The following is a 25,144-nucleotide window of genomic DNA, read 5'->3' as shown; positions in this document are numbered from 1 at the left end:
GGGTCAGGGCCGCTCCTGCCGACTCGGCCTCCGGTTGTCGCGCACCCCGCCCTCGCGCAGGATCCGGCGCGCCTGGACCAGCTTGTAGACCCACACGGCCACGACCGTGATCACGCCGGCGTCGTCGACCAAGCCGAACGGACCGAGCACCACCTCGGGCAGCACGTCGACCGGGCTCACCAGGTAGACCAGCGCCCCCACCATGGCCACCAGGCCGCGCGGCGGCACCCGGTAGCGCCACATCACGAACACGATGACCGCGACCCCGAGCACGAACACGACGCCGACCACGACCAGCACCGCGACGATCAGGTCGGAGACGTCCATCTCCCCACCCTCCCATGCGACTCGCCGTCGATCGCGCTCAGAACTGGTGGAACCAGACGCTGAGGTCCGTGACCCCTGGGCACGTCAGGTTCATGTCGCGGTCGCGCTCGACCCACTGCCCGATGATCGCGTCGCCGCCCTGGATCACCCAGTCGGCGCCGCAGCGTGCGAGCGCCTCGTCGGACGACGTCTGCCCGGCCGCGCGCCACTCCGGGACGCCGAGCTCGAGGTCGCCGACGACGCCGGCCCACAGTGCCGGCGTGGAGTAGACGCCGATCCGGAAGCCGGCGTCGGTGTAGCCGCGGGCGATGCCGGTGACGACGGCGGCGTTGGCCGACAGGTCGCCGCTCCACGCGAAGTCGGGCACGGGCTCGACGTCGATCCACACCGCCGGGCTCGGCAGGCCGGCCTCGCGCATGGTGCGGACGTTGAACAGCGCCTGCTGGTAGCCGGCGTTGGCCAGGGCGCCCTGCTCGCTGCCGCCGTCGAACGGCCCGTCCTGGCCGTACTGCTCGACGAAGCGCGGCTCGGGGAAGGACGCGACCGCGTAGCCGGCGGCCATCAGGCCGTTCTGGCGGGCCCACGAGACCTGGTCGCGCAGGCACGGGTTCGGGTAGAACCCGGGGCCGTTGGTCAGCCCGATGATCACGTAGCGCGCCTCGGGCACCGGCATCGGCTGGCCCGACGACCGCTTCTGCGCGATGCCGAGGCCCGGCGGGCACTGCGGCCAGCTGATGTCGGCCCCGAGCAGCGGCTCGTCGGTGATCTCGATGCCCTCGACGAGGTCGGCGAGCGGGTTGCGGCTCGGCTCGGGCGACGGCGGGGGCGCCTCGGTCGCCGCCGGCGTGTCGACGTGGGTCGGCGAGGGCGGGTCGGGCGTGGCCGTCGCCGAGCCGGACGGGGTGGCCGTCGCGGCCGTCGCGGCCGTCTCGTCGTCCGACGTGGCCGAGCAGGCCGCGACGAGGCACAGCACCAGCGCCCCGACCGCCCACCTCATGGGCCCCAGGGTACGGAGCCGACCAGGGACCCGGTTCTCAGCCGGGCAGCGCGACGTAGGTCGTCTCCAGGTACTCCTCGATGCCCTCGAAGCCGCCCTCGCGGCCGAAGCCGCTGGCCTTCATGCCGCCGAACGGCGCCGCCGGGTTCGACACCAGGCCGGTGTTGACGCCGACCATGCCGAACTCGAGCGCCTCGGCGACCCGGATGGTGCGCGCCAGGTCGCGCGTGTAGACGTAGGAGGCCAGGCCGTACTCGGTGTCGTTGGCCGCGGCGATCGCCTCCTCGTCGGTGGTGAACGTCGAGATCGGCGCCACCGGCCCGAAGATCTCCTCGGTGTTGATCGCCGAGTCGGCCGGGACGTCGACCAGCACCGTCGGGGCGTAGAAGTAGCCGGGACCGTCGGGCACCGTGCCGTCGGGGCCGCCCACCAGCACCCGCGCGCCGTCGTGGACGGCGTCGGTGACCAGCTGCGAGACCGATTCGACCGCCTTCTCGTCGATCAGCGGTCCGACGTCGACGCCGTCGTCCTGACCCCGGCCGACCGTGAGCGCACCCATGCGCTCGGCCAGCTTGCGCCCGAACTCCTCCGCGACGTCGGCGTGCACCAGGAACCGGTTGGCCGACGTGCAGGCCTCGCCCATGTTGCGCATCTTGGCGACCATCGCGCCGTCGACGGCGGCGTCGAGGTCGGCGTCGGCGAACACCAGGAAGGGCGCGTTGCCGCCGAGCTCCATGCTCACCCGCTGGAGCACGTCGGCGCTCTGGCGCACCAGCACCCGGCCGACCGCGGTCGAGCCGGTGAAGCTCACCTTGCGGAGCCGGTCGTCGGCCTGCAGCGTCTCGCTCAGCTCCTTGTCGCGGGTGGTCGTGACCACGTTGAGGACGCCGTCGGGCAGGCCCGCCTCGGCCAGCAGGTCGGCGAGGTAGAGCATCGTCAGCGGCGTGCTCGACGCCGGCTTCACCACCATCGTGCACCCGGCCGCCACGGCCGGGCCGATCTTGCGGGTGCCCATCGCCAGCGGGAAGTTCCACGGCGTGACGAACAGGCACGGGCCCACGGGCTTGCGGATCGTCAGCAGCCGCGACCCGCCCGCCGGCGCCTGCATCCAGCGGCCGTGGATGCGCACGGCCTCCTCTGCGTACCACCGGAAGAACTCCGAGCCGTAGGTGACCTCGCCCTTGGCCTCGGCGACCGGCTTGCCCATCTCGAGGCTCATCAGCAGCGCGACGTCGTCGGCGCGGTCCTGCAGCAGCTGCCACGCCCGGCGCAGCACCTCGCCGCGCTCGCGCGGCGGCGTCGCCGCCCACTCGGCCTGGACGGCGACCGCGGCGTCGAGCGCCTCGACCGCCTCCCCCGCCGAGGCGTCGGCGACGGTGGCGAGCACCGACCCGTCGGCCGGGTCGACGACGTCGAAGCGGCGTCCGTCGTCGGCCTCGCGCCAGGTGCCGCCGACGTAGAGGTTGCGGTGCTCGGGCGACAGCAGGGAATCGATCCGGTCTTGTCCGCTCATGTCAAACAGCCTTCCACCCAAAGATCTCCCGCCAAAGGGGGGACACACCTTGAGTCGCGGGCGTATTCTCTTCTCAGTCGTCCTTCGGAGGGAGCACCAAGAAGACGACGAGGACCCCTCGCCGACCCCATGCGGCGGGGGGTCCGCCTGTTTTCCGATCAGTCCCAGGCCGTCGTGAGCTCGCGGTCGAGGAGGGCACCGAGCCGGCGCACCTCGTCGCGCATCGCGCGGTCGGGGCGTGGCGTGTCGGCGAGCCACGTGATCGTGACGGTGCCCTCGCGGCGGGCCCAGGTGCCGGCGACCACGCCGCCCTCGAGCACGAGGTTCGCCTTGCGCGTCACGACGTCGCGCACGGCCGGCGGGACGACGTGCCGGTCCTGGGTGCCGACGCCCATGACCCACTGGTCGTGACCGGGCAGCAGACGCACGGCAGGCGACGCCACGGCCGCCTGCAGTGCGTCGGCGTCGTCGCGGACGACGAGCGCGGCGGTGCCCTCGACGTCGACCTCGACGAGGTCGGGCGCCAGCTCGGTGAGCCAGCGGTCGAGGCGACGGCGTCCGGCGCTGAGGCCGCGCCCGAACCAGTGGTGCACGTGGTCGGGCGTCGCGGGGCCGTAGGTGCGCAGGTAGGCCGTGATCGCCCGCGGACCCGCGGCGTCGAGGTCGGGCAGGCCGGTCCAGCGCGGGTTGCGGTCGAGCCGCTGGAAGGTCGCGCGGCCGTCGCGGCGCGGCCCGAAGCAGATGTCGCCCTGCCAGGTCAGCGGCTTGACCAGCGTGCCCGCGCCGTCGTCGAAGACCGCGCGCAGGTGCCGGTAGCGGCGCTGGGCGGTCAGCGCCGCCCCGAGCTCGGCGATGGTGAGCGGCCCGTCGTCGAGCGCCTCGCGGACGGCGGCGCGGAAGTCCGGCCAGTCGTCGGGCCGCAGTCGGTAGAAGTCGACCCAGCTCTTCAGCTCCCACTGGCGCCCGGCACAGCGCAGCGCGAGGTAGGTGCCGGCGTCGGCGGGAGCCAGGTGGTGCACCGCGCCGCGGTAGGCGAACACCGAGACGACGGTGCCGTCGGCCAGCGCCCGCGCCAGCGCGCCGGGCCGCGACGCCGTCCGGCGGGTGGCCACGGCGAGCTCGGCCAGCGCGTCGTCCATCGCCGGGACGGCGCCCAGCCGGCCGACGACGTCGGCGACCGACCCCACCCCGATCGGGTCGAGCAGGTGGCGCCCGAGCCGGAAGCCCAGCGCCTGCGGCCACGTCACGGAGAACTGCGGCGAGCTCATGGGCCGAGCCTGTCAGCGATCACGGACGATCGGCGTCCGCGGACCGCACTTGTCCGGAACCGTGGCTTCCCGGGGCTCCGCGCTACTCGGGCGGCGCCGGCACCAGGAGCGTGGCCAGCTGGGTGCGCGAGCGCAGGTCGAGCTTGCGGTAGATCCGGGTCAGCGTCGCCTCGACGGTCTTGACGCTGACGAAGGTGCGCTCGGCGATCTCGCGGTTGCTGGCGCCCTCGGCGACGGCCCGCGCGATGCGGGCCTCGGTGTCGGTGAGCTGGTCGAGCAGCGGGTCGCCGGTGTCGGGGGCCCGGTCGGGGTCGAGCTCGCCGCGCACCTGGGTGGCCCAGGCCTCGGCCCGCAGCGACGTGAAGGTGTCGAGCGCCTCCTGCAGCGAGGTGCGCGCGGCGGCGACGCGACGACGGCGCCGCGCCAGGTGGGCGCGGGTGACCTGCACGCGCCCGACGTCGACGCGCAGACCGAGGTCGGCGGAGACCTTGGCCGCACGGTCGAGCACCTGCTCGGCGGCGTCGAGCTCGCCGCGGGCCACGAGCAGCTCGGCCTCGGCCCGGTCGAGCTGGGCCGAGACGCCGTCGGTGCCGCCGCGCTCCTCGCGACGGGAGATCTCGTAGCGGGCCTGGGCCAGCACCTCCTGCGCCTCGGCGGTGCGACCGAGCGCGGTGAGCGCCGAGACGAGGTCGGCCTGCCAGCGGTTGACGGTGGGATCGCTGAAGCCGCCCTCACGCTCGATCTCGCGCACCCGGTCGAGCGCGTCGTGGGCGCCCTGCGCGTCTCCCGAGCGCAGCAGCGCCTGACCCAGCACGATCAGGTTGCGTTGCAGGTAGCGGACGTCGCCGCGCTCCTCGGCCGCCTCGGCGCCCCGCGCGGCCAGGGTGCGGGCGCGGGTGAGGTCGCCGGCGACGAGCTCGGCCGTCGCGGTGACGAACCAGCCGCTGTAGGCCTCGAGGTCGAACTGCTCCCCGATCCGTGCCGCGCGGGCGGCGTACTCGAGCGCCTCGGCGCACCGTCCGGTGCGGGCGGCGACCTCGACGAGGCAGCGCAGCACGTGCAGGTGGTCCATGCCCGCCCCCCGCTCGACGTGCGCGAGCATCGACAGGTTGGCCGACCAGGCCTCGTCGAGCCGGTCGTCGTAGAAGGCGAACCGGGCCGCCATGTACTCCGGCGAGGTGTGCAGGAAGCCGGTGGGCGTGGGCCCCGACAGCTCGACGGCGCGCTCGATCGCCGAGACGTGGTCGGCCCCGGTCCAGCGTCGCGCCACCGAGAGCGTGGTGAGGCCGAGCGCCAGCTCGACCGGGTTGCCGTGCCGCTCGAGCAGGGCGACGGCGCGCTCGCACGCGCGGTGGGCGGCGTGCGGGCGCGACTCCATCAGGGCGATGCGGGCGCGCTGGAGCAGCACCTTGGCCACCAGCAGGTCGTCGTCACCGGCGTCGGCGAGGGCCGCGGTGAGCACCTCGTCGAGGACCGTGACGCCGTGCCCGGCCAGCTCGGGGATGGCGAGGCGCACGCGCACCGCCTGCGCCGGCGTCGTCGGCGCCTCGAGCACGTCGGCGAGGGCGCGCTGCACGAGGTCGACGTGGTTGCCGGGGGCGGCGGTCTCGATCGCGCTCACCAGCCACTCGACCCGTTCGGCGGCGAGCTCGACCGGGGCGCGGTCGGCGGCGAGCACGTACAGCTCGGCCGCGATCTCGCGCGCACCGGCGGTGGCGCTCTCGCGGGCGACCCGTCCGAGCTCGTGGGCGAGGTCGGCGCTGGGCCGGGGGTCGGCCAGGGCCAGGTGCCGGAGCCGGCCGGCGGCGGACGGCGACGACTCGGCCAGGCGCTCGTGCAGCGCCCCGCGGGCCGCGGCCGGGTAGAGGTCGACGATGACCTCGCGCAGCGCCGAGGGGATGAACCGGACCCCGCCGTCGGACGGCGCCAGCAGTCCGGACGTCTCGGCGCGCCGCACGTCGTCGTCGGCGGAGATGCGACCGGCCCGCTCGAGGTCGCGCACGGTCGGGCGGTGCAGCAGCGCGGCGTACAGGAGCGTCTCGCGCACCTCGGGGGGCTGCGCGCGGTACCGGTCGCGCAGCACCCGCTCGATGCTGGCCGGCCGGGGCGTCGGACCACCCATGACGACGGGGCGCTCACCGATGAGACCCGCGAGCGAGAGGGCGAGCGAGGGGATGCCGCCCGACTCGACGTGCACGCGCTGCGCGACGTCGGGCGAGAGGTCGTGCGAGCAGAGCAGCTCGATCATGTCGACGGCGTCGAGCGGCGGCACGTCGACGGGGTGGAGCTCGCTGACGTCGACCGCGGGGTCGCCGGGGTCGCCGGACCCGACCGGACCGTCGAGACCGGCGGCGGACGTCTCGTCGTCGGGGGTCAGGCCGACCGTCGCGACCACCGAGACCCGGCCGCCGAGGCGACGTCGGGCGTAGCCCACGATGGCCGAGGAGTCGGCGTCGAGCCACTGGACGTCGTCGAGGAGGAGCAGCACCGGGTGCTCGCGCGACCACTCGTCGAGCAGGGTGTGCACCGCGGCGGCGAGGTCGGAGCGGACGTCATGGGTGCGCTCGAGGCCGACCAGACCCGAGGCGACGACCTCGCGCACCTGCGGCGGCATGCCCTCGAGCAGCGGCTCCGGGCACTGGGCCAGGAGGTCGCGCAGGGCCGCGAACGGCAGGGCGGTCTCGTCGGCCGCGCCGTTGGCCCGCAGCACCTCGGCCCGCTGCTCGGTGCGGGCCCGGTGCTCGACGACGTCGAGCAGCGCGCTCTTGCCCACGCCCCGGGTACCGTGGAGCGCGACGGACTCGCCGCGGGCGAGGAGGTCGTGGACCTCCGCCAGCAGCGCGCTGCGTCCGACCATCCGAGACATGGTCTTCAGGTTAGGGGGCGCTCACCAGGCGCGGACAGTCCCGCGGAACGGGAAGGTTCCCCTCGCCCGCGCTTCGGGGCGGATGGCCGGTCACCGCGCGGCCCGGAGGAACGCCTCGATGATCGGTCCCGCGGTGCGCGAGCCCGACGCCCCCTCACCGACGAACACCGCGACGGCGAGGTCGCCCTGCGCGGCGATCATCCAGGCGTGGGTGCGGATCTGACCGCCGTCGTCGAACTCGGCGGTGCCGGTCTTGGCGATCACCTCGGGGCCGGGCAGGCCGGCCAGTGCCCGGCCGCTGCCGTCGGTGACGACGCCGCGCAGCAGGGAGCGCAGCTGCTCGGCCTCGCCCGCGGTCAGGGGCGTCGCCTCGGCGGGCACGGCGACGTCGACGCTCTGCACGAGCCTCGGGACGACGGTGCTGCCCTGCTGGATCGAGGCGATGACGGTGGCCATCACCATCGGCGAGGCCAGGATCGTGCCCTGGCCGATCATGTCGGCGGCCCGACCGGTCTCGGTGGTGGGCGGGTCGACCTGGCCGAAGTAGGCCGGGAAGCCGAGGTCGTGGTCGATGCCGAGCCCGAGCGTCGCCGCGGCGGCGGCCAGGTCGCCGTCGCGCAGACGGCCGCGCTCGGCGATGAAGGCGGTGTTGCACGAGTTGGCCATGGCCGTGCGGAACGGGATGGTGCCGGTGCCGCCTGCGGGGTAGTCGTCGTAGTTCTTGAAGTCGCGACCGTCGACGTCGATCGTGGTGGTGCAGTCGACCGGGCTGTCGGGCGTGAGACCGCGGCGCAGCAGCGCGAGCCCGCTGACGCTCTTGAAGGTCGAGCCGGGTGCGTACTGGCCGAAGGTCGCGAGGTTCTGCCCGCCGTTGCCGGGGCCGTTGGCGGCGGCCAGGATCGCACCGTCGCTCGGCCGGACGGCGACGACCGCGCTGGCCGGGCCGACGTCGGCGAGCAGCGACTCGGCCTCCGACTGCAGGCGCTCGTCGAGGGTGAGCTGCAGCGCAGCGCCCTCGCCACCGCCGGCACGGTAGAGCTCGCGCTCGCGGCCGTCGCTGCCCACCGCGTTGACGACGACGCCCTGCTCGCCCTGCAGCTGCTCGTCGTAGCGGGCCTGGAGGCCCGAGAGGCCCGCGACGTCGCCCGCCTCGTAGCGGTCGGGCTCGTCGGCGATCATCTCAGCCGTGACCGGGCCGACGGTGCCGAGGATCGGGGCCGCGAAGTCGCGGGTGGGGGCGAGCGGGGCCTCGCCGGAGATCGTGATGGCGCCCGCGATGCCGCGCACGCCCGCCGGTACCCCGCGCGGCACGTCGTCGCGGCGGAACGTGATGGCCTCGACGAAGGCCTTGGGTCCGGCGCCCTCGACCTGCGTGCGGTAGGGCCCGACGTCGACGCCGACCAGCCGGGCGAGGGCCGCGGCGGACGCACCGGCCTGTGCGGCCGGCACCTGGCTGCGGTCGATGCCGACCCGGACGACGGGCCGCTCGGTCACGAGGGCGACGCCGTTGGCACCGAGGATGTCGCCGCGGGTCGCCGCGACGCTGGTGGTGTCGAGCACCGAGTTGGCGTTGAGCGTGGGCTCGACGACCTGGTGCCCCCACGCGACCTGCCACTCGTCGTCGACCTGCTCGAGGGCGACCTCGGTCTCGTAGGCCCACGGCTCGGCGTCGCCCTCGTCGTCGTCGGAGACCAGGGGCCACGACCACGAGATCGTGGCGGCGGCCGTGTCGCCGTCGGCCTCCACCCCGCCGAGCTCGACGGCGGGTTCGAGGTCGCCCATCCCCTCGACGACGGAGGCGTAGTCGGTGGCGACGTCGGCCGGGGTGGCGTCGACGAAGACGAGGTCGTCGAAGCGACCCGACCCGAGGCCTTCGACGAGGGCGGCGGCCGTGGCCTCGGCGTCGTCGCCGGCATCGGCGGGGTCGTCGTCGCCCGTGCAGGCGACCAGGCTGGCGGCCAGCAGCACGGCGGAGGCGGCGATCAGGGGGCGGCGCATGCCGTCGGTTCTACCAGCCGGGTGGGACGATCGACGCCGGCGATCGAGCGTCGGCGGGTCAGCGGAGCAGGCCGGAGACCAGCGGCGCGAGCCCGGACGCGTGCCCCGCACGGTTGGGGTGGTAGCTCTCGTCGATCGGGTTGGAGAGGCCGTTGAGCCACTCGGGGCTGTCGCAGACAGCGTGTCCGACGAACCGGCTGGTCGGGTTGGCGAACGAGAACGACCGGGCCGACGCGGCGCTCGACAGCTTGGAGTTGAGCAGGTTGGCCGTCGCGTTGAGCCGGGCCTGCTCGGCCGGCGAGAACCAGGTGAGGGCGTTGCAGTCCTCGCCCATGAAGAGTCTCGGGTAGCCGACCACCACGACCTTGGCCTGGGGCGCTCGGGACCGGATGGCGGAGTAGAGCGTGGCGAGGCGGCCCGGGAGGGTGTTGTTGATGAACGAGTTGGCCCGGTCGACGGCGGCGTCGCAGTCGCTCGCCCAGCCCGGCTGGGCGCACTCGGTGAGCACGCTGGTGAAGCCGGCGTCGTTGCCGCCGACCGAGATCGTCACGTAGCGGGTGGACGACGACAGCGCGCTCAGCTGGCTGCTGGTGACGGTGCCGACAGTGGCCCCGGCACAGGCCTTGAAGCTCAGCGCGTAGCCGCGCTGGTTGGCGACCAGGCGCGGGTAGGCGAGGTTGGACCGCTTGCACGACGAGCCGTCGACGTAGCTGCGGGTGCCGAGCCCGGAGGCGTAGGAGTCGCCGAGGGCGACGTAGGACGGCGCGGCGGCCTGGGCCGGGGCGACGGACACGAGGGCCGGCGCCACCACGGCGGCGACGGCGGCGAGAGCGAGAGCGAGACGACGGACGAGCACCTGCGACCTCCGAGAGATGTTCCGCGTGCGGGGCACCCGATGTGACCCACGTCTCACACTCAAGCAGCCGCCGCCGACATCCGGTAGGGGCCGGCGGCGACCTGTGGACGAACGGTCAGAGAAGAGCGGCCACCAGCGGCGCGTAGCCGGAGGCGTGGCCGGCGGCGTTGGGGTGGTAGCTCTCGTCGATCGGGTTCGAGAGCCCGTTGAGCCACTCCGGGCTGTCGCAGACAGCATGTCCGACGAAAGCGTTGGTCGGGTCGGCGAACGAGAAGCCACGGGAGGCCGCGGCTGCGGCGAGCACGCCGTTGAGCTGGTCGGCGGTGGCGTTGAGCCGCGCCTGCTCCTCCGGCGAGAACCAGGTGAGCGCGTTGCAGTCCTCGCCCATGAACACCCGCGGGTAGCCGACGACGACCACCTCGGCGGACGGCGCACGGGAGGCGATGTCGGCGTAGAGACCGTCGAGCCGGCCACGCAGGGTGGTGGCGATGAAGGCCTGCGCGCCGTCGATCGCGCCGTCGCAGTCGCCGGCCCACACGGGCGTGGCGCACTCGGTGAGCACGTCGGCGAAGCCGGCGTCGTTGCCGCCGACCGAGACCGACACGTACGACGTCGAGGCGTCCAGCGCGCCGAGCTGGCCGCTGCTCACGGTGGGGATCGTCGCGCCGGCGCAGGCCTGGAAGCTCAGGGCGTAGCCGAGCTGGTTCGCGACGAGCCGCGGGTAGGCGGCGTCGGACCGCTTGCACGACGAGTCGTCGACGTAGCCACGGGTGCCGAGCCCCGAGGCATAGGAGTCGCCGAGGGCGACGTAGGACGGCGCCGCGGCCTGGGCGGGCGCGGCCGAGACCACGGCGGGCGCCACTGTGGCGGCGACGGCGGTGAGGGCGAGAGCGAGACGACGGACGAGCACCGATGACCTCCGAGAACGGGTCTGAGCGGGATTGAGGGGCGCTGCTCAGCCAAGCACCGCCGTGCGCCGTGCGGTAGCGGGCAAACCCTGGACGAGGGTCGACGGGTCGCCGTCGAGCATGTCCTGCACCCCCTTCTTGAACCCGGGGCAGTTGGCGACGTCGTGCGCGCGGCACGAGAGCGCGTGCAGCGTCATCTCCCGGCTGCGCTGCATCTCGGTCATGCGTCGGTCGAGGTCGGCGATGTGCGCCTCGAGCACCAGGTGCCGTTCCGGCGCCTCGGCGTCGAGCAGCACCCCGATCTGCTCCAGCGACATGCCGGCCGCCTGGCTCCGCAGGATGATCGCGACGCGCACGAGCTCGTCGCGGCCGTAGCGACGGCGTCCGCCACCGTCGCGCTCGGGGGCCAGCAGGCCGACGTCCTCCCAGTGCCGCAGCACGTGCGTCGCGAGTCCGAACCGGCTCGCCAGGTCTCCGATGCTCATGGGACTTGACTTCATGTCCACATGAACTCACATCCTGATGTTGAGAACAAGTCGCAAGAAGGAGAGAACTCATGGACGAGTACGACGTGGTGGTCGTCGGCGGCGGACCCGCCGGCCTGCAGGCCGCCCTCACGCTGGGCCGCATGCACCGGAGCGTGCTGCTGCTCGACGCCGGTTGCTACCGCAACGACCCGGCCGACCTGATGCACAACTTCATCACCCACGACGGCCGGCCGCCGGCCGAGCTGCGCGCGATGGCCCGTGCCGAGCTCGCGACGTACGCGACCGTCGAGGTCCGCGACAGCGCCGCCCTGTCGGTGCAGCCGGACGGCGAGCACTACTCGGTCGGCACCGAGACCGGGCCGGTCGGCGCCCGACGCGTCGTGCTGGCCACCGGCGTCCGCGACACCCTGCCCGACAAGCCCGGGCTCGCCGGGCTCTTCGGCACCGTCGCGGCGCACTGCCCGTTCTGCCACGGCCACGAGTACGCCGGCACCCCGGTCGGCGTCCTCGGCAGCCACGCCCACGTCGGTCGCGTCGCGGCGATGCTCGCGCCGATCGCCTCCGAGATCGTGGTGCTCGCCGACGGCGGCGAGCTCGACGACGCCAACCGCGCCCAGCTCGCCTCGATCGGGGCGTCGGTGCGCGACGAGGTCGTGGCCGGGTTCTGCCCGACGTCGCTCGGCGCCCGGGCCACCTTCGCCGACGGTCCGGACGTCGAGCTCGGCGGCGTGATGGTCGGCACCACCTTCGAGCAGTCGGCGCCGTTCGCCGCCGACCTCGGACTCACGCTGCTCGCCTCGGGCTGCATCGAGGTCGACGCCTTCGCCCGCACGTCGCGGCCCGGCGTCTACGCCGCCGGCGACCTGGCCCACACCGCCCAGCTCCCGATGCCGATGGCCTCGGTGCTCGGCGCGGCGGCGGCCGGTCAGTCGGCCGCCATCGCCTGTGTCGCCGACCTGCTCGAGCTCGACCACGGCGTCCTCGCGCCGGCGTAGGTCGACGGCGGTCTCGAGGCTCGTCGCCGGGGCTCCTCGCACCTCGACCGGCGTCGAGAGCGGTCGAGGTGCGCGCGCAGCGAGCCTCGAGACCTCAGTCGTCGTCGCGGTTCTTCTTGTGCCGCGGCTTCTTCTCGCGGGCCGGCGGGCCGTCGTCGGCGCCGGAGCGCGGTGCCCGCGCGCCGCCGCCGCGGGGGCCGCGGTCCTCGGAGAGCTCGATCAGCTTGCCGCTGATGCGGGTGTTCTCGAGCCGCTTCCAGACGTCGGGGCTGAGGTCGGCGGGCAGCTCGACGATCGAGAAGTCGGGGTTGATCTTGATGGCGCCGAAATCGCCGCGCGACAGGCCGCCCTCGTTGGCGATGGCTCCGACGATCTGGCGCGGCTCGACCTTGTGACGCTTGCCGACCTGGATCTTGTAGGCCTTCATCGCCTTGTCGCTGGCGTGCCGCGGACGACGCTGGCCACGGTCGAAGCGGTCCTCGCCGCGGCCGGGGCGCTCGGTGCGCGCGGCCTTGTCGGTGAAGGTCGGACGGGCCCGCTCGGCGGCGGGGTCGAGCAGCAGCGGGGTGTCGCCCTGGGCGACGATGGCCAGCGCGGCGGCGACGTCGACCTCGGGCACGTCGTGGTTGCGCACGTAGTGGCCGATGATGTCGCGGAAGGCCTCGACGCGCTCGCCCTGGCCGAGGGCGGCGGTGATGGCGTCGTCGAAGCGGGCGAGGCGGGTGGCGTTGACGGCGTCGACGTCGGGCAGGCGCATCTCGGTGAGCGACTGCCGGGTGGCCTTCTCGATGTGCTTGAGCAGGTAGCGCTCGCGCGGGGTGACGAACGAGATCGCGTCGCCCGAGCGACCCGCCCGGCCCGTGCGGCCGATGCGGTGCACGTAGGACTCGGTGTCGGTGGGGATGTCGAAGTTGACGACGTGGCTGATGCGCTCGACGTCGAGGCCGCGCGCGGCGACGTCGGTGGCCACGAGGATGTCGAGCTTGCCCGACTTGAGCTGGTTGACCGTGCGCTCGCGTTGCGCCTGGGCGACGTCGCCGTTGATCGCCATCGCCGAGAACCCGCGGGCGCGGAGCTTCTCGGCGAGGGTCTCGGTCTCGTTCTTGGTGCGGACGAAGACGATCATGCCCTCGAAGTTCTCGACCTCGAGGATGCGCGTGAGGGCGTCGGCCTTCTGCGGGTAGCCGACGATCAGGTAGCGCTGGGTGATGTTCGAGGCCGTCGCCGTCTTGTTCTTGACGGTGATCTCGACCGGGTCGTTCAGGTACTTCTTCGACAGCCGGCGGATCTGCGCCGGCATCGTGGCGCTGAACAGCGCGACCTGCTTGTCGTCGGGGGTGTCGGCGAGGATCGTCTCGACGTCCTCGGCGAAGCCCATGTTGAGCATCTCGTCGGCCTCGTCGAGCACGAGGAACCGCAGCTCCGACAGGTCGAGCGTGCCCTTGTCGAGGTGGTCCATGATGCGGCCGGGCGTGCCAACGACGATGTGCACGCCGCGGCGCAGCGCGCTCAGCTGGACGCCGTAGGCCTGGCCGCCGTAGACGGGCAGCACGTGCACGCCGCGGGTGCCGGAGGCGTACTTCTGGAACGCCTCGCACACCTGCAGTGCGAGCTCACGCGTGGGCGCCAGCACCAGCGCCTGCGGCGTCTTCTGCTTCACGTCGAGCCGGTCGAGGATCGGCAGCGCGAACGCCGCCGTCTTGCCGGTGCCGGTCTGCGCGAGGCCGACGACGTCGCGGCCCTGCAGCAGGGTCGGGATGGTCTCGGCCTGGATGGACGACGGACTCTCGTACCCGACGTCCTTGAGGGCCTTGAGCACGGCGTCGCCGAGCCCGAGGGCGGCGAAGGTGGGGGGCGCGTCGGTCACGTCGGTCTGGTCCTGCTCGTCATTCACCCGACAACGGTAGTGGTTGTGGCTTGTACCACCCCAATGCGCGACGCGGTGGGGTGGGTCACGATCCGGCACGCCCTCCGTACGCTGGCTACGTGCGGACGATCCTCAACATCATCTGGCTGGTGCTCTGCGGCTTCTGGATGGCCGTCGGCTACGCGATCGCGGGCATCGTCTGCTGCATCCTGATCGTCACGATCCCGTTCGGGCTGGCCTCGTTCCGCATCGCCAACTACGCCCTGTGGCCGTTCGGGCGCGACGTCGTCGAGCGCCCCGACGCCGGGGCTCCGTCGGCCGTCGGCAACGTGATCTGGTTCGTCTTCGCCGGGCTGTGGCTCGCGATCGGGCACGTGGTCACCGGCATCGCCCTGTGCCTCACGATCATCGGCGTCCCGCTCGGCATCGCCAGCTTCAAGATGATCCCGATCTCGCTGCTGCCGCTCGGACGCGAGATCGTGCCGGCCCGATAGGGGTTTCGCGCCCTCACTCCACCGTGACCGACTTGGCCAGGTTGCGCGGCTTGTCGACGTCGAGGCCGAGGTGGGTGGCGGCGTGCAGGGCCAGCAGCTGCAGCGGGATCGTCATCAGGATCGGGTCGAGCTCGCGCTCCGAGCGTGGGACGTCGATGCGCGTGCACGCGCCGCGCTCGAGCTCGCCGAGGTCGACCTCGGCGTGCGTGACGACGACGAGCGGCCCGCCGCGGGCGCTGATCTCGTGCAGGGCGGCGACGTTGCGCTCGGTCAGCTCGTCGGCCGGCACGATCGCGACCGTGGGGACGTCGGGCGAGACGAGCGCGAGCGGGCCGTGCTTGAGCTCGGAGGTCGGGTACGCCTCGGCGTGGCGGTAGGTGACCTCCTTGAACTTCTGCGCACCCTCGCGCGCGACCGGGTAGCCACGCACGCGTCCGACGAAGAACAGGCTGTCGGCGGCGGCGAGCCGGTGGGCGACGTCGACGAGGGCGTCGGAGTCGTCGAGCACCTGCTGCACGAGGCCGGGCAGGGCCTGCAGGCCGGCGACGAGCCGCTTGCCCTCGGCCACCGACAGGTCGCGCACGCGGCCGAGCTGCAGGGCGAGCAGCACGAAGCCGAGGTACATGGTGGTCAGGGCCTTGGTCGAGGCGACGGCGACCTCGGGGCCGGCGTGCAGGTAGATGCCGCCGTCGACCTCGCGGGCGATAGCGCTGCCGACGACGTTGACCAGCCCGACGACGCGACCGCCCTTGCGGCGGATCTCCTGGACGGCGAGCAGGGTGTCGATGGTCTCGCCCGACTGGCTGACGGCCACGTAGAGGGTGTCGGGCTCGATGACCGGGTTGCGGTAGCGGAACTCCGAGGCGGCTTCGGCGTCGGCGGGGATGCGGGCGAGCTCCTCGACGAGCGAGGCGCCCATCTGGCCGACGTAGAACGCCGACCCGCAGCCGAGGACCTTGACCCGCCGGATCGCCCGCGTCTCGCGCGGCTCGAGGTTGAGCCCGCCGAGGTGGGCGGTGCCGAACCGCTCGTCGAGGCGGCCGCGCAGCACGCGCTCGGCGGCGGCCGGCTGGTCGAGGAGCTCGCGGTGCATGTGGTCGTCGCCGTCGACGTCGTAGGACGACGGGTCGACGTCGACCTCGGTGGCCGCCCGCGGGGCGTGGGTGAGGTCGGCGCGGTAGGTGGTGAACCCGGCCGCCGTGACGGTCGCGATCTCGCCGTCCTCGAGGTGCGCGACCGTCGTGGTGTAGCGCACCAGCGCCGCGAGGTCGGAGGCCACGTGCATCTCGTGGTCGCCGACGCCGATGATGAGCGGGCTGCCGTGACGCGCGACGACGATCCGGTCGGGGACGTCGGCGTGCACGACCGCCAGGCCGTAGGTGCCGTCGATGCGGGCCAGGGCCTCGGCGACCTTCTCCTCGAGGGTCTCGGCCCCGGAGCGGCCGATGAGGTGGGCGACCACCTCGGTGTCGGTGTCGGAGGCCAGCTCGACGCCGTCGGCCGTCAGCTCGGCGCGCAGTGCGGCGGCGTTGTCGAGGATGCCGTTGTGGACGACGGCGACCCGGCCCGTCGCGTCGACGTGCGGGTGGGCGTTGGCGTCGGTGGCCGGGCCGTGGGTCGCCCACCGCGTGTGGCCGATGCCGGCCCGGCCGCCGAACCGCCTGGGCATCGCCTCCTGCAGGTCGCGGACCCGTCCGGCGCGCCGCGCCACCTTGAGGCCGGACGGTGCCAGCACCGCGACGCCTGCGGAGTCGTAGCCGCGGTGCTCGAGGCGGCTCAGGCCCTCGAGCAGCAGCGGGGCCGCGTCGAGCCGTCCGATGTATCCGACGATGCCGCACATGTGATCAGCCTTCTTCTATCCGTAGACCAGGCGGCGCAACTGCCGCTCGGAGAGGGGTGGTGCCGCGACGACGCGCTCGGCGAGCTCGTCGGCGATCCGGGCGAAGATCTCGGGGTTCTTGGCGCCGTAGGTCTTCAGCTCGCCGTGCCGACGACGCACGTAGGCCTCCACCGGCTCGGCGTGGAAGGCGACGACGTCGTCGACCACCCGGGCCGCCTCGGACGCCGTCAACCCGGTCGTCGCGACCAGATGGGCCACGAGGTCGGGATCGGCAGGCACGGCTGCGATCGTCGTTCTGCGGCCAGCGAATCGCAAGTTCCTGCCCGAATCCGGGCAGGAAAGAGACTGCCGCAGGCGCGAGATGCAACGCACATAGTGAAGTAAACTCACTACATGCCGGTCGACGTCGCCACCGCCGCCCTCGACCGCCTGCTCGAGCTCACCGTCGTGCTCGGCCGGGACATGTCCGGCCACCTGGCCGGCCAGGGGCTCACCGAGTCGCGCGCCCACCTGCTCTTCGTGCTGCACGGCACCGGGCCGACCACGCAGCGCGCCCTGGCCGACGCCCTCGACGTCACGCCGCGCACCGTCACCGGCCTGGTCGACGGCCTCGAGGCGAGCGGCCACATCACCCGCGAACCGCACCCGACCGACCGCCGAGCCACCCTGGTCACGCCCACCCCGGCCGGCGCGGCCGCAGCGCGGGCCCTGGCCGAGGGCCGGGTCGAGCTCGCCCGGGCCCTGTTCGCCGACTGGCGCCCGGACGACGTCGAGCGCCTGACCGCCGGCCTCGACGCCGTCCTCTCCCGGGTCCAGACGTTGGTCGAGGAGTCGTCGTGACGCGCGTCCGGCGGCTCGTGCGCCTCGCCGTCGCCACCGAGCTGCGGGTCTACGGCGGCCTCGTGCGCCTGCTCGGACGACGCCCCGACGTGCCCCACGGCGCCGAGCCGCTGCGCTACGTCGGCGCCGTGTCGGTGCTGCTGTGGGCGTTCACCGTGGTCTCGGCGGTCGAGCTGGTGGCGTTGCACCTCGTCATCCCGTGGCACGCGGTGCGCGTCGGCGCCGACGTCCTCGGCGTCTGGGGCGTGGTCTGGTGCCTCGGGTTCACCGGCTGCCACTACGTCTACCCGCACCTCGCGACCGACGACGGGCTCCGCCTGCGGGCCCAGCGTCGCGAGCCCGCGCTCGTCGTCCCATGGGAGGCGATCGACGCCGTCCGCACCCGGGAGAGGAGCCTCGATTCGGGCGGGGCCGTGCAGGTCGACGACCGCACCGCCTCCATCGCCGTCGGCAAGCGCACGAGCCTCGACCTGGTGCTCCGCCGACCGCTCGCGGTCGTGGTCGGCGATGTGACGCACGAGGTCGACGAGGTGCGTGTGTACGTCGACGACCCGCGGGACGTGGCCGCTCGGGTCCGCCTGCAGATCGCGGGTGGAGCGCCACCACGGTCCTGACCACCCACAGGGGTGGTCGGGTGGGGCGCGAGCACCCTGAATGGGGCTCACTGGCATTTCGAGTGGGGGTGGGCTATCTTTGGTGAACAGAAGGTGAACAGGAGGTGTCCCATGACCGACGATCGAACCAACCAGCTGGAGATGCGCTGGGTCCCGGTGAGCGACGAGGCAGGACGCACGCGCATGGAGGCGGTCTGGATCGTCCCGACCGAGTCCGCGGGCATCAGCCACGCCGCCTGACCGACCCTCACGACCTGCGCGGGAGCCGCCGTCCGACCCGGACGGCGGCTCCTGCCAATTCGCACACCTCGCCCGGGAACAAAACGGACCGCGGTCCGTTATGGTGCTTGAGAGTTCAACCACCTACTTCCGCGAGGAGCACCCCATGTCCGAGTTCGACGCCGCCACCACCGCCATCGCCGACATCACCGGCGACTACACCATCGACCCGTCGCACAGCCGCATCGGCTTCCAGGCCCGCCACGCGATGGTCACCAAGGTCCGCGGCAACTTCGACGAGTTCAGCGGCACCGCGCACATCGACACCGCCACCCCGGCCAACTCCAAGGTCGACCTGACCATCACCGCCGCCAGCGTGAAGACCGGCAGCCCCGACCGCGACGGCCACCTGCAGAGCAACGACTTCTTCGGCGCCGAGGAGAACCCGCAGATCACCTTCGTCTCCACCGAGGTCGAGCGCGACGGCTCCGAGTGGACCATCACCGGCGACCTGACCATCAAGGGCACCACCAACCCGGTCACCGTGGTCTTCGAGGAGATCGGCTCCTCGCAGGACCCGTTCGGCAACACCCGCGTGGGCTTCGAGGGTGGCGTCACCGTCAAGCGCAGCGACTGGAACCTGAACTTCAACGCCGCCCTCGAGACCGGCGGCGTGCTGGTCTCGGAGAAGGTCAAGCTCGAGTTCGACATCTCGGCGATCCGCAACGCCTGACCGCCGGCCACACCACGAGGGGCCGCGATAAAACATCGCGGCCCCTCGTGCGTCGGTGCCACCATCCACGGCGTGGACGACGTGCACCTGCCTGACGGCCTGACCCACCGTCCCCTCGCCGAGAGCGACGCGACAGCGGTCTACGAGACGATCGCGGCGCAGGAGCGCGCCGACATCGGCACGGTCGAGATCGAGGCCGCCGACATCGTCGGCGAGTGGGCGCGGCCCGGCTTCGACGTCGCCGCCCAGACCGTCGGGGTCTTCGACGGCGACACGATGGTCGGCTACGCCGAGTTCTCGGCGCCCGACCGCAGCGACGTCGCCGTCGTCCCCGCCGCGCGCGGTCGCGGCATCGGCACCTGGCTCTCGGCCTGGGTGCGCGACCTCGCCCGCTCCCGCGGGGCCACCGAGGTCGGCGCCGCCGTGCCCGAGGGCTCGCCCGGCGACCGGCTGCTGACCGAGCTCGGCTACCACGTGCGCTGGACGTCGTGGGTGCTCAAGCTGCCGGCCGGGGCGAGCATCACCGAACGCCCGCTGCCCGACGGCTACGTCGTGCGCGAGGCGACGTCCGACGAGCTGCCCGCGGCGCACACCGTGCTCGAGGACGCCTTTCTGGAGTGGTCGAGGCGCGAGCGCGAGACGTTCGCCGACTTCACCGCCGTCGTGCTCGAGCGCCCCGGGTTCGAGCCCTGGCACCTGCGGGTCGTGCTCGACCCGGACGGCGCCGTGGTCGCCGTGGCCGTGGTGCAGATGTTCTTCACCGACTCCGCCGCCGACACCGAGGCCTACATCTCGCGCCTCGCCACCCGCCGCGACCAGCGCGGTCGCGGACTCGCCCAGGCGCTCATGGTCGACACGTTCGCAACCGCGCGCGCCCGCGGCGCCGTCACCTGCGGGCTGTCGACCGACAGCCGCACCGGCGCCCTCGGGCTCTACGAGAAGGTCGGCATGCGGGCGACGTCGACCTGGGTCAACCGGGCGATCGCGCTCTGAACCTCCCCGCGGGGCGGGCGCCGGCCGCCCCTAGGCTCCTCGCGCGGTGGCGACCCACGCCCCGCAGGACGGAGCGGCATGACGGACGCGTCACCCACGAGCGCACTGGCCCGCGGCGGCGACGCGCTCGTCGTCGCGCTGCTGGGCCTCGCGGTCACGGTGGGACGCGGGTCGTGGCCCGGCGCCGCCCTGGTCGTCGCGGGCGGGCTGCTCGCCTTCGCCGCCGCGCAGCGACGGTCTTGGCTCGCGGTGGCCGGCCACTGGCTCGGCACCTCCGCGCTCGTCAACGGGGCCCTGCTCGACTTCCCCGACGACGTCCGGCGCTGGGGCCTGGTGGCGCCCGTCGGGCTCCTCCTGTACGCGTTGCAGCTGCGGCCGGCCCGCGAGCCGCGCCCGCTGCCCGCGCGCCGACGGGTCCAGGAGCACGAGGTGGCGCGCAGCAGTCGCCGACCGGCCGGGCGCCGGTCGGAGGTGCGGGCCCGCTCGTGGTCGGTCGCGCGGTACCGACGTCGACCCAATCGGGTCTACGCCGCTCTGGCCGGGCTGTGCCTGACCGGCGTCTGCCTCGCCGGCGTCGCACTCGTCCACGGCCGCCTCCTGGGCGCACTGGCGTGCGTCGTGGGCGTGGCGCTGTTCGTGGCCGCCCTCGGCCTCCGCGGGCCGTTCGGAGTCCTCCCGGGCATCGCCGGCACCGTCGTGGTCTTCCAGGCCGGGCTGTTCGGACGGTTCGCCGACCTGGCCGGCATCCTAATCGTCGTCACGTCGGTGCTGGTGGTGCTTGACCTCTACGGGCGGCGCGACGACGAACCGCGCTGAGGTGGCCTCAGCAGTCGAACGTCGCCTGCACGTCGACCGAGTCGGTGGTGCCGATCATGCCGGCGGGCGCGTCGACCGTTGCGCCGCTGCCGTCCTCGGCGACCTCGACCGAGCCCTCGCCGGGCGTGACGGTGTACGACTCGGTGTCGCTGATCAGCAGCAGCACCGACGGCGCGTCGAAGCCGTTGCCGGTCGAGAGCAGCGTGAGCACCATCCCGTCCTTGCTGGTCTGGTAGCTCGCCGGCGGCGCGACGCCACCGGACTCGGCGGTGCTGACGGTGCCGTTGCCCGACCACGAGGCCTCGACCGCACCGGAGAGGGTGACCTCGGCGTCGCAGTCCTCGCCCTGCAGCGCCGGCAGGTCGCCGCCGTCGACGGTGTCCCCGCCTCCCCCGCCGCTGCTGTCTCCCCCGTCACCGTCGTCGCCACCGCAACCGGTCAGCGAGAGGGCGAGCAGCAGCGCGGGGACGACGAGCAACGGGCTTCGGCGGGTCATGCCGGCATCGTCGCGCTCGGCCCTTCGGGAACCGTGACGGAAACCTGAGGGAGACTGGGCCCATGGGTGAGGTCTTCGCGGGGCGTTACGAGCTGTTCGACCCCGTGGCCACCGGCGGCATGGGGACGATCTGGCGGGTGCACGACCGTCACGACGGCGAGGTCAAGGCGGCCAAGATCCTGCGGCAGTCCGACGCCGCCTCGCTGCTGCGCTTCGTGCGCGAGCAGTCGATGCGCATCGACCACACCCACGTGGTGACGCCGATGTCGTGGGCCGGCATGGACGACCGCGTGCTGTTCACCATGCCCCTGGTGCGGGGCGGGTCGGTCGCCGACCTGCTGCGCGAGCGCGGCGCCCTGCCGGTGCGCTGGGTCGTCGAGCTGACCGACCAGCTGCTGCGGGCCCTCGAGGCCGTGCACGCGGCCGGCATCGTGCACCGCGACGTCAAGCCCGGCAACCTGCTCCTCGAGCCGACCGGCACCGGCCGCCCGCACCTGCGCCTGACCGACTTCGGCATCGCCGCGCCGGTCGACGAGCCGCGCATGACGCGGGGCTCGGAGGCCATCGGCACGCCCGGCTACATGCCGCCCGAGCAGTGGCACGGGGCCGACCCCGACCCGCGCGCCGACGTCTACGCCGTCGGCCGGGTGGCGCTGGCGATGCTGCTCGGTCGGCAACCGGGCGACGAGGACCTCGCCGCCCTGCGCACCGACGACCCGGCGCGCGGCCTGCTGCTCGACGTCGTCGCCGAGGCCACTCGCGCGGCGCCGGCCGATCGACCCGCCGACGCGACAGCCCTGCGGCAACGGCTCACCGCGTCGGGCCTGCTCTCGCTGCCGCCCGTGCCCGGCGAGCCGGGGGTCTCGGTGCCCGACCGGTTCACCGCCATCGAGGCGCCGACGGTCGCCGACCTGCCGGCCACGACCGGGCCGGCCCCGCGCACCGTGGCGTTCGCGCCGGGCGCGGCGGCGCCGCGCGCCGAGGTCGCATGGTCGCGCCCGTCGGCCGTGCCCGGGGTGGTGCTGGTGGCGCTGGGCGTGCTCGGCCTCGTCGTGGCGGCCTGGCTGCTGGTCGGGTAGGCCTCAGGCCGGGCGTCGTCGCCTCAGCAGGACGACGCCCGCCGCGAGGGAGACCAGGCTGAGCGCACCGACGACCAGGCCCGACGTCCGACGGGTCGCGTCGCCGCTGGAGCCGCCGCCCGAACCGCCCTCGGCCGCCACCGGGGCGTCGCCGACGACGGCGGAGAGCTCGTCGTCGCCGACGAGGTAGGGCGTCGACGGGTCGTAGCCGGCGGGCGCCTCCTCGTTGCCGCCGGGGGCGGAGACGATGCGGCGGAACTCCGGAGCGGGACCGGGCTCGCCGGTCACCTCGACGCTCACCTCGACCGGGATCTCGACCGCCTCGCGGTCGTCGGGCGCGGGCTGGGCGACGATCGAGAAGAAGTAGTCGCCCGGCACCGTGACCGCGAGGGCGCCGTCGAAGCGGGCGAGGTAGGCGACGGCCGGGAGACCGGTGTAGAGGGTGTCGCCCTCGCTGCCGTAGTAGCCGCTCTCGTCGACGTCGCCGACGCCGCCACTGAACGTGTTGTGCATGGGGTCGAAGGTGCCGAGGTCGACCGACGGGGAGCTGTCGAGGTCGTCCTGCGGGGGCAGGTCGACGCGCACCGAGAAGCGCTGGCCCCAGCCCAGCCGCACGCGGTAGAGGCGCTCGGTGCCTTCGGGGACCGTGCCGGCGTAGGTGCCCGTGCCGACGGTCGGGGCGTCCTCGAACGACGCAGCGCCGGAGAGCTCCTCCGGCTCGCCCGGCTCGGGCACCACGGGCACTGGGGCGCCGTCGTAGGCGGGGAGGTCGCCCTCGGGGCTGACGACCGGAGCCTCCTCGACGATGCGCAACGTGTAGGGCAGATCGCCCTCGAGGCTGCTCGAGGAGCGGTTGACCTCGATCGCGAGCACGGGCGCGGTCTGGCACGGGCTGGTCTCGCCGAAGGTGCTCGACGCGACCAGGACGATCGCGCCGAACGCCGTGCCGGGCGTCGTGGAGTCGGAGCCGACCGCGTCGGAGCCACAGGCGTCGCCGGCGGACGTCGCGGCGACGACCTGGATCGTGTCGCTCGAGGTCTCCTCGGACACCCCGGTCACCGAGACCAGCACCGTGCTGTTCTCGATGCGCCGCGCGTAGCTGTACTGGTGGGCGTTGGCCTTCGGCGCTCCCGGGCCCGACAGCGTGTTGGACCACAACCCGGCGGTGAGCGGCGTCGGCTCGGCCGGGTTGTTGCTCGTCGCGGCCGGGGTGCCGCCCAGGGTGGTGGACGACGTGCTGCCGGGCGCGGTGTCGCCGGCGTCGGTGGCGTCGGCCGCGGCGGCCACCGGCGCCAGGGCCAGCGTCCCCGCGAGCACCATCGCTATCCTGCGCCACATCACGGGCGGACCTTACCCAGCGCCGGGCCGCCGCACGCTGCGAGCCCGACGGTGTGACCCTTGACTCATCAATTGACTAAGTGATTAGATCACTTGCGTGACCGCGACCACACCCTCGACCTCCGAGCGCATCGCCGACGGCATCGTCGACCTCATCCGTGCCGACGGGCTGCGCCCGGGCGACCCGTTGCTGTCCTCGCGCGAGCTCGCCAAGCGGTTCGACGTCACCACCCCCACGCTGCGCGAGGCGCTGCGCCGCCTCGAGGCCACCGACGTCATCGTCTTCCGCCACGGATCCGGCACCTACGTCGGCGAGGGCGTCGTCCGCCGGCTGATGGCCAACCCGCACGGCGCGGCCCCCGACGCCCGCTCGGTGCTCGAGCTCGTCGAGGCGCGCCTGCTGCTCGAGCCGCCGATCGCCGCGCAGGCCGCCGCCCGCCGCGACGACGACCACCTCGCCGCGCTCGACGCCGCCACGGCCAACGCCCTCCAGCCCCAGCGCGGCGACGAGCGGCCGGCCGTGCACTTCCACGTCGCGCTGGCCGCGGCCACGGGCAACGCGCTGGTGTGCGAGACCGTCGAGGCACTGCTGCGCACCCGCTCGAGCGACCAGGTCGCCATCCGCCGGCAGTACGCCGACCGCGAGCGCGACCACGCCGAGCACCTGCTCATCCTCGACGCCGTCCGCGGTCGCGACACCGCGGCCGCGCGCGACCTCACCCGCACGCACCTCACCGCCATCCACGACTCGATCAGCGAGGCCCTGTCATGACCGGCGTGACCTACCGACTCTCGGAGATGACCACCGACGACGCCGCCGCGGCCGTCGCGCGCGGCACCGTCGTCCTGCTGCCGGTCGGGGCGCTCGAGCAGCACGGCCCCGGCCTGCCGCTGGGCACCGACCAGATCCGCGCCGACGCGCTGGTCGAGCGCGTCGCGGCCGAGCTGCCCGACGCCGTCGTGATCGGCCCGCCGGTGCCCGTCGGCGTCTCGCCGCACCACACCGCCTTCGCCGGCACCGTCACGCTGCGCCCCGCGACGTTCGTCGCCGTGCTGCGCGAGTACGTCGACAGCCTCGCCCACCACGGCTGGCGGCGCTTCCTCGTCGTCACCGGCCACGGCGGCAACAACGCCGCGCTCGGCGTCCTGGCCCAGGAGCTCATGGCCGACCGCCCCGAGCTCGAGCTCGCGTGGGCACCCGTCACGGCGTCCGCCCCCGGCGCCGTCGCCGACCTCGACCGCGCCGAGGTCACCGGCCACAGCGGCGAGGCCGAGACCGCGCAGATGCTGCACGTGGCACCCCACCTCGTGCGCTCCGACCTGCTCGAGCCCGGCACCACCACGCTCGACCAGCTCGACCCGGTCCCCCGCCTCGCCCGCCACGCCGGGCCACCCACGCTGGCCGTCACCTACGACCGCCTCTCGGCCAACGGGGTGCTCGGCGACCCCCGCACCGCCACCGCCGACGCCGGCCGCGCGATCTACGACGAGGCCACCCAGCGCCTCGTGTCGTTCCTCAAGGAGTGGCGCGACGCGTAGGCGTCGCCCCCTTCCCGATCTCGAGGCTCGCTCCGCTCGCACCTCGATCACCGTCGCCCG

The 25,144-nt window shown here is 73.7% G+C and carries 25 protein-coding genes; 11 read left to right on the top strand and 14 right to left on the bottom strand.

Going from position 1 to position 25,144, the window contains the following annotated elements:
* Positions 1-3 precede the first annotated feature (3 nt).
* The 9 genes from ABFT23_RS03745 to ABFT23_RS03705 all read right to left on the bottom strand — a co-directional run bounded on the left by ABFT23_RS03745 (position 4) and on the right by ABFT23_RS03705 (position 11,218).
* Positions 4-327 (bottom strand): YkvA family protein, encoded by a 324-nt coding sequence (locus ABFT23_RS03745; RefSeq protein ID WP_347892687.1) that lies wholly within the window; start codon positions 325-327, stop codon positions 4-6.
* 37 nt (positions 328-364) lie between these two features.
* Positions 365-1,324 (bottom strand): glycoside hydrolase family 25 domain-containing protein, encoded by a 960-nt coding sequence (locus tag ABFT23_RS03740; RefSeq protein ID WP_347892686.1) that lies wholly within the window; start codon positions 1,322-1,324, stop codon positions 365-367.
* A gap of 37 nt (positions 1,325-1,361) precedes the next feature.
* Complete coding sequence (locus tag ABFT23_RS03735) at positions 1,362-2,837, bottom strand: NAD-dependent succinate-semialdehyde dehydrogenase (protein WP_347892685.1); 1,476 nt, start codon at positions 2,835-2,837, stop codon at positions 1,362-1,364.
* A 158-nt stretch (positions 2,838-2,995) separates the two neighbouring features.
* Complete coding sequence (locus ABFT23_RS03730; protein ID WP_347892683.1) at positions 2,996-4,105, bottom strand: DNA glycosylase AlkZ-like family protein; 1,110 nt, start codon at positions 4,103-4,105, stop codon at positions 2,996-2,998.
* An 82-nt stretch (positions 4,106-4,187) separates the two neighbouring features.
* Positions 4,188-6,971: a helix-turn-helix transcriptional regulator gene (locus tag ABFT23_RS03725; protein ID WP_347892682.1), complete on the bottom strand. Its 2,784-nt coding sequence runs from the start codon at positions 6,969-6,971 to the stop codon at positions 4,188-4,190.
* A gap of 90 nt (positions 6,972-7,061) precedes the next feature.
* Positions 7,062-8,969 (bottom strand): penicillin-binding transpeptidase domain-containing protein, encoded by a 1,908-nt coding sequence (locus ABFT23_RS03720; protein WP_347892681.1) that lies wholly within the window; start codon positions 8,967-8,969, stop codon positions 7,062-7,064.
* A gap of 58 nt (positions 8,970-9,027) precedes the next feature.
* Positions 9,028-9,825 carry an SGNH/GDSL hydrolase family protein gene (locus tag ABFT23_RS03715; RefSeq protein WP_347892679.1) on the bottom strand — a complete coding sequence of 266 codons (798 nt, stop codon included), beginning with the start codon at positions 9,823-9,825 and terminating at the stop codon, positions 9,028-9,030.
* Positions 9,826-9,940: 115 nt separating this feature from the next.
* Positions 9,941-10,735, bottom strand: a complete 795-nt coding sequence (locus ABFT23_RS03710) for an SGNH/GDSL hydrolase family protein (protein ID WP_347892677.1) — start codon at positions 10,733-10,735, stop codon at positions 9,941-9,943.
* A 45-nt stretch (positions 10,736-10,780) separates the two neighbouring features.
* Positions 10,781-11,218, bottom strand: a complete 438-nt coding sequence (locus ABFT23_RS03705) for a MerR family transcriptional regulator (protein WP_347892676.1) — start codon at positions 11,216-11,218, stop codon at positions 10,781-10,783.
* A gap of 71 nt (positions 11,219-11,289) precedes the next feature.
* On the opposite strand from ABFT23_RS03705, the gene ABFT23_RS03700 reads away from it, so the two are divergent.
* Entirely contained in the window at positions 11,290-12,216 is a 927-nt protein-coding gene (locus ABFT23_RS03700) for an NAD(P)/FAD-dependent oxidoreductase (RefSeq protein WP_347892675.1), read from the top strand.
* A 94-nt stretch (positions 12,217-12,310) separates the two neighbouring features.
* Here ABFT23_RS03700 and ABFT23_RS03695 read toward each other — a convergent pair whose 3' ends face one another.
* Positions 12,311-14,110 (bottom strand): DEAD/DEAH box helicase, encoded by a 1,800-nt coding sequence (locus tag ABFT23_RS03695; RefSeq protein ID WP_347892673.1) that lies wholly within the window; start codon positions 14,108-14,110, stop codon positions 12,311-12,313.
* Positions 14,111-14,202: 92 nt separating this feature from the next.
* Between ABFT23_RS03695 and ABFT23_RS03690 the strand changes: the two genes are divergently transcribed.
* Positions 14,203-14,577, top strand: a complete 375-nt coding sequence (locus ABFT23_RS03690) for a YccF domain-containing protein (RefSeq protein WP_347892671.1) — start codon at positions 14,203-14,205, stop codon at positions 14,575-14,577.
* Between the two features lie 13 nt (positions 14,578-14,590).
* Here ABFT23_RS03690 and glmS read toward each other — a convergent pair whose 3' ends face one another.
* Together glmS and ABFT23_RS03680 are read right to left on the bottom strand one after the other, a co-directional pair.
* Positions 14,591-16,417, bottom strand: coding sequence for a glutamine--fructose-6-phosphate transaminase (isomerizing) (glmS, locus tag ABFT23_RS03685; protein WP_347892669.1), 1,827 nt, complete (start codon positions 16,415-16,417; stop codon positions 14,591-14,593).
* A gap of 15 nt (positions 16,418-16,432) precedes the next feature.
* Complete coding sequence (locus tag ABFT23_RS03680; RefSeq protein WP_347892667.1) at positions 16,433-16,696, bottom strand: hypothetical protein; 264 nt, start codon at positions 16,694-16,696, stop codon at positions 16,433-16,435.
* Between the two features lie 114 nt (positions 16,697-16,810).
* Here ABFT23_RS03680 and ABFT23_RS03675 point away from each other — a divergent pair, with 114 nt between their 5' ends.
* From ABFT23_RS03675 to ABFT23_RS03650, 6 genes are all read left to right on the top strand, one after another.
* Positions 16,811-17,257, top strand: coding sequence for a MarR family winged helix-turn-helix transcriptional regulator (locus tag ABFT23_RS03675; protein WP_347892666.1), 447 nt, complete (start codon positions 16,811-16,813; stop codon positions 17,255-17,257).
* Complete coding sequence (locus ABFT23_RS03670) at positions 17,254-17,871, top strand: hypothetical protein (RefSeq protein ID WP_347892665.1); 618 nt, start codon at positions 17,254-17,256, stop codon at positions 17,869-17,871. The genes ABFT23_RS03675 and ABFT23_RS03670 overlap by 4 nt, the downstream gene beginning before the upstream one ends.
* A gap of 111 nt (positions 17,872-17,982) precedes the next feature.
* Complete coding sequence (locus tag ABFT23_RS03665) at positions 17,983-18,111, top strand: hypothetical protein (RefSeq protein WP_347892663.1); 129 nt, start codon at positions 17,983-17,985, stop codon at positions 18,109-18,111.
* Between the two features lie 145 nt (positions 18,112-18,256).
* On the top strand, positions 18,257-18,823 hold the full coding sequence (locus ABFT23_RS03660) for a YceI family protein (RefSeq protein ID WP_347892662.1): 567 nt from the start codon (positions 18,257-18,259) through the stop codon (positions 18,821-18,823).
* 72 nt (positions 18,824-18,895) lie between these two features.
* Positions 18,896-19,816: a GNAT family N-acetyltransferase gene (locus ABFT23_RS03655; RefSeq protein WP_347892661.1), complete on the top strand. Its 921-nt coding sequence runs from the start codon at positions 18,896-18,898 to the stop codon at positions 19,814-19,816.
* A 78-nt stretch (positions 19,817-19,894) separates the two neighbouring features.
* On the top strand, positions 19,895-20,632 hold the full coding sequence (locus ABFT23_RS03650) for a hypothetical protein (protein WP_347892659.1): 738 nt from the start codon (positions 19,895-19,897) through the stop codon (positions 20,630-20,632).
* A gap of 7 nt (positions 20,633-20,639) precedes the next feature.
* Here the strand turns inward: ABFT23_RS03650 and ABFT23_RS03645 are convergent, their stop codons facing one another.
* Positions 20,640-21,128 carry a hypothetical protein gene (locus tag ABFT23_RS03645; RefSeq protein WP_347892658.1) on the bottom strand — a complete coding sequence of 163 codons (489 nt, stop codon included), beginning with the start codon at positions 21,126-21,128 and terminating at the stop codon, positions 20,640-20,642.
* 62 nt (positions 21,129-21,190) lie between these two features.
* Between ABFT23_RS03645 and ABFT23_RS03640 the strand changes: the two genes are divergently transcribed.
* Positions 21,191-22,207 (top strand): serine/threonine-protein kinase, encoded by a 1,017-nt coding sequence (locus ABFT23_RS03640; RefSeq protein WP_347892657.1) that lies wholly within the window; start codon positions 21,191-21,193, stop codon positions 22,205-22,207.
* Between the two features lie 3 nt (positions 22,208-22,210).
* Here ABFT23_RS03640 and ABFT23_RS03635 read toward each other — a convergent pair whose 3' ends face one another.
* A complete protein-coding gene (locus ABFT23_RS03635) occupies positions 22,211-23,524 on the bottom strand; it encodes a hypothetical protein (RefSeq protein ID WP_347892656.1) in 1,314 nt (437 codons plus the stop codon).
* Between the two features lie 118 nt (positions 23,525-23,642).
* Between ABFT23_RS03635 and ABFT23_RS03630 the strand changes: the two genes are divergently transcribed.
* The gene (locus tag ABFT23_RS03630) at positions 23,643-24,317 is read left to right on the top strand and encodes a FadR/GntR family transcriptional regulator (protein WP_347892655.1); all 675 of its coding nucleotides are present in this window, start codon (positions 23,643-23,645) and stop codon (positions 24,315-24,317) included.
* A gap of 5 nt (positions 24,318-24,322) precedes the next feature.
* The gene (locus ABFT23_RS03625) at positions 24,323-25,084 is read left to right on the top strand and encodes a creatininase family protein (RefSeq protein WP_347892654.1); all 762 of its coding nucleotides are present in this window, start codon (positions 24,323-24,325) and stop codon (positions 25,082-25,084) included.
* Positions 25,085-25,144 lie beyond the last annotated feature (60 nt).

This window comes from Nocardioides secundeburneus (genome assembly GCF_039939255.1).
Taxonomy (GTDB): Bacteria; Actinomycetota; Actinomycetes; order Propionibacteriales; family Nocardioidaceae; genus Nocardioides.
Note: the sequence above shows the minus strand (reverse complement) of the source record. Positions and strands in the feature narration are given on the sequence as shown.

Excerpts from the sequence above, each read along its gene's own strand:
- ABFT23_RS03745 (WP_347892687.1), bottom strand. The coding sequence starts at position 327 with ATGGACGTCTCCGACCTGATCGTCGCGGTGCTGGTCGTGGTCGGCGTC.
- ABFT23_RS03740 (WP_347892686.1), bottom strand. The coding sequence starts at position 1,324 with ATGAGGTGGGCGGTCGGGGCGCTGGTGCTGTGCCTCGTCGCGGCCTGC.
- ABFT23_RS03735 (WP_347892685.1), bottom strand. The coding sequence starts at position 2,837 with ATGAGCGGACAAGACCGGATCGATTCCCTGCTGTCGCCCGAGCACCGC.
- ABFT23_RS03730 (WP_347892683.1), bottom strand. The coding sequence starts at position 4,105 with ATGAGCTCGCCGCAGTTCTCCGTGACGTGGCCGCAGGCGCTGGGCTTC.
- ABFT23_RS03725 (WP_347892682.1), bottom strand. The coding sequence starts at position 6,971 with ATGTCTCGGATGGTCGGACGCAGCGCGCTGCTGGCGGAGGTCCACGAC.
- ABFT23_RS03720 (WP_347892681.1), bottom strand. The coding sequence starts at position 8,969 with ATGCGCCGCCCCCTGATCGCCGCCTCCGCCGTGCTGCTGGCCGCCAGC.
- ABFT23_RS03705 (WP_347892676.1), bottom strand. The coding sequence starts at position 11,218 with ATGAGCATCGGAGACCTGGCGAGCCGGTTCGGACTCGCGACGCACGTG.
- ABFT23_RS03700 (WP_347892675.1), top strand. The coding sequence starts at position 11,290 with ATGGACGAGTACGACGTGGTGGTCGTCGGCGGCGGACCCGCCGGCCTG.
- glmS (WP_347892669.1), bottom strand. The coding sequence starts at position 16,417 with ATGTGCGGCATCGTCGGATACATCGGACGGCTCGACGCGGCCCCGCTG.
- ABFT23_RS03675 (WP_347892666.1), top strand. The coding sequence starts at position 16,811 with ATGCCGGTCGACGTCGCCACCGCCGCCCTCGACCGCCTGCTCGAGCTC.
- ABFT23_RS03665 (WP_347892663.1), top strand. The coding sequence starts at position 17,983 with ATGACCGACGATCGAACCAACCAGCTGGAGATGCGCTGGGTCCCGGTG.
- ABFT23_RS03660 (WP_347892662.1), top strand. The coding sequence starts at position 18,257 with ATGTCCGAGTTCGACGCCGCCACCACCGCCATCGCCGACATCACCGGC.
- ABFT23_RS03650 (WP_347892659.1), top strand. The coding sequence starts at position 19,895 with ATGACGGACGCGTCACCCACGAGCGCACTGGCCCGCGGCGGCGACGCG.
- ABFT23_RS03645 (WP_347892658.1), bottom strand. The coding sequence starts at position 21,128 with ATGACCCGCCGAAGCCCGTTGCTCGTCGTCCCCGCGCTGCTGCTCGCC.
- ABFT23_RS03640 (WP_347892657.1), top strand. The coding sequence starts at position 21,191 with ATGGGTGAGGTCTTCGCGGGGCGTTACGAGCTGTTCGACCCCGTGGCC.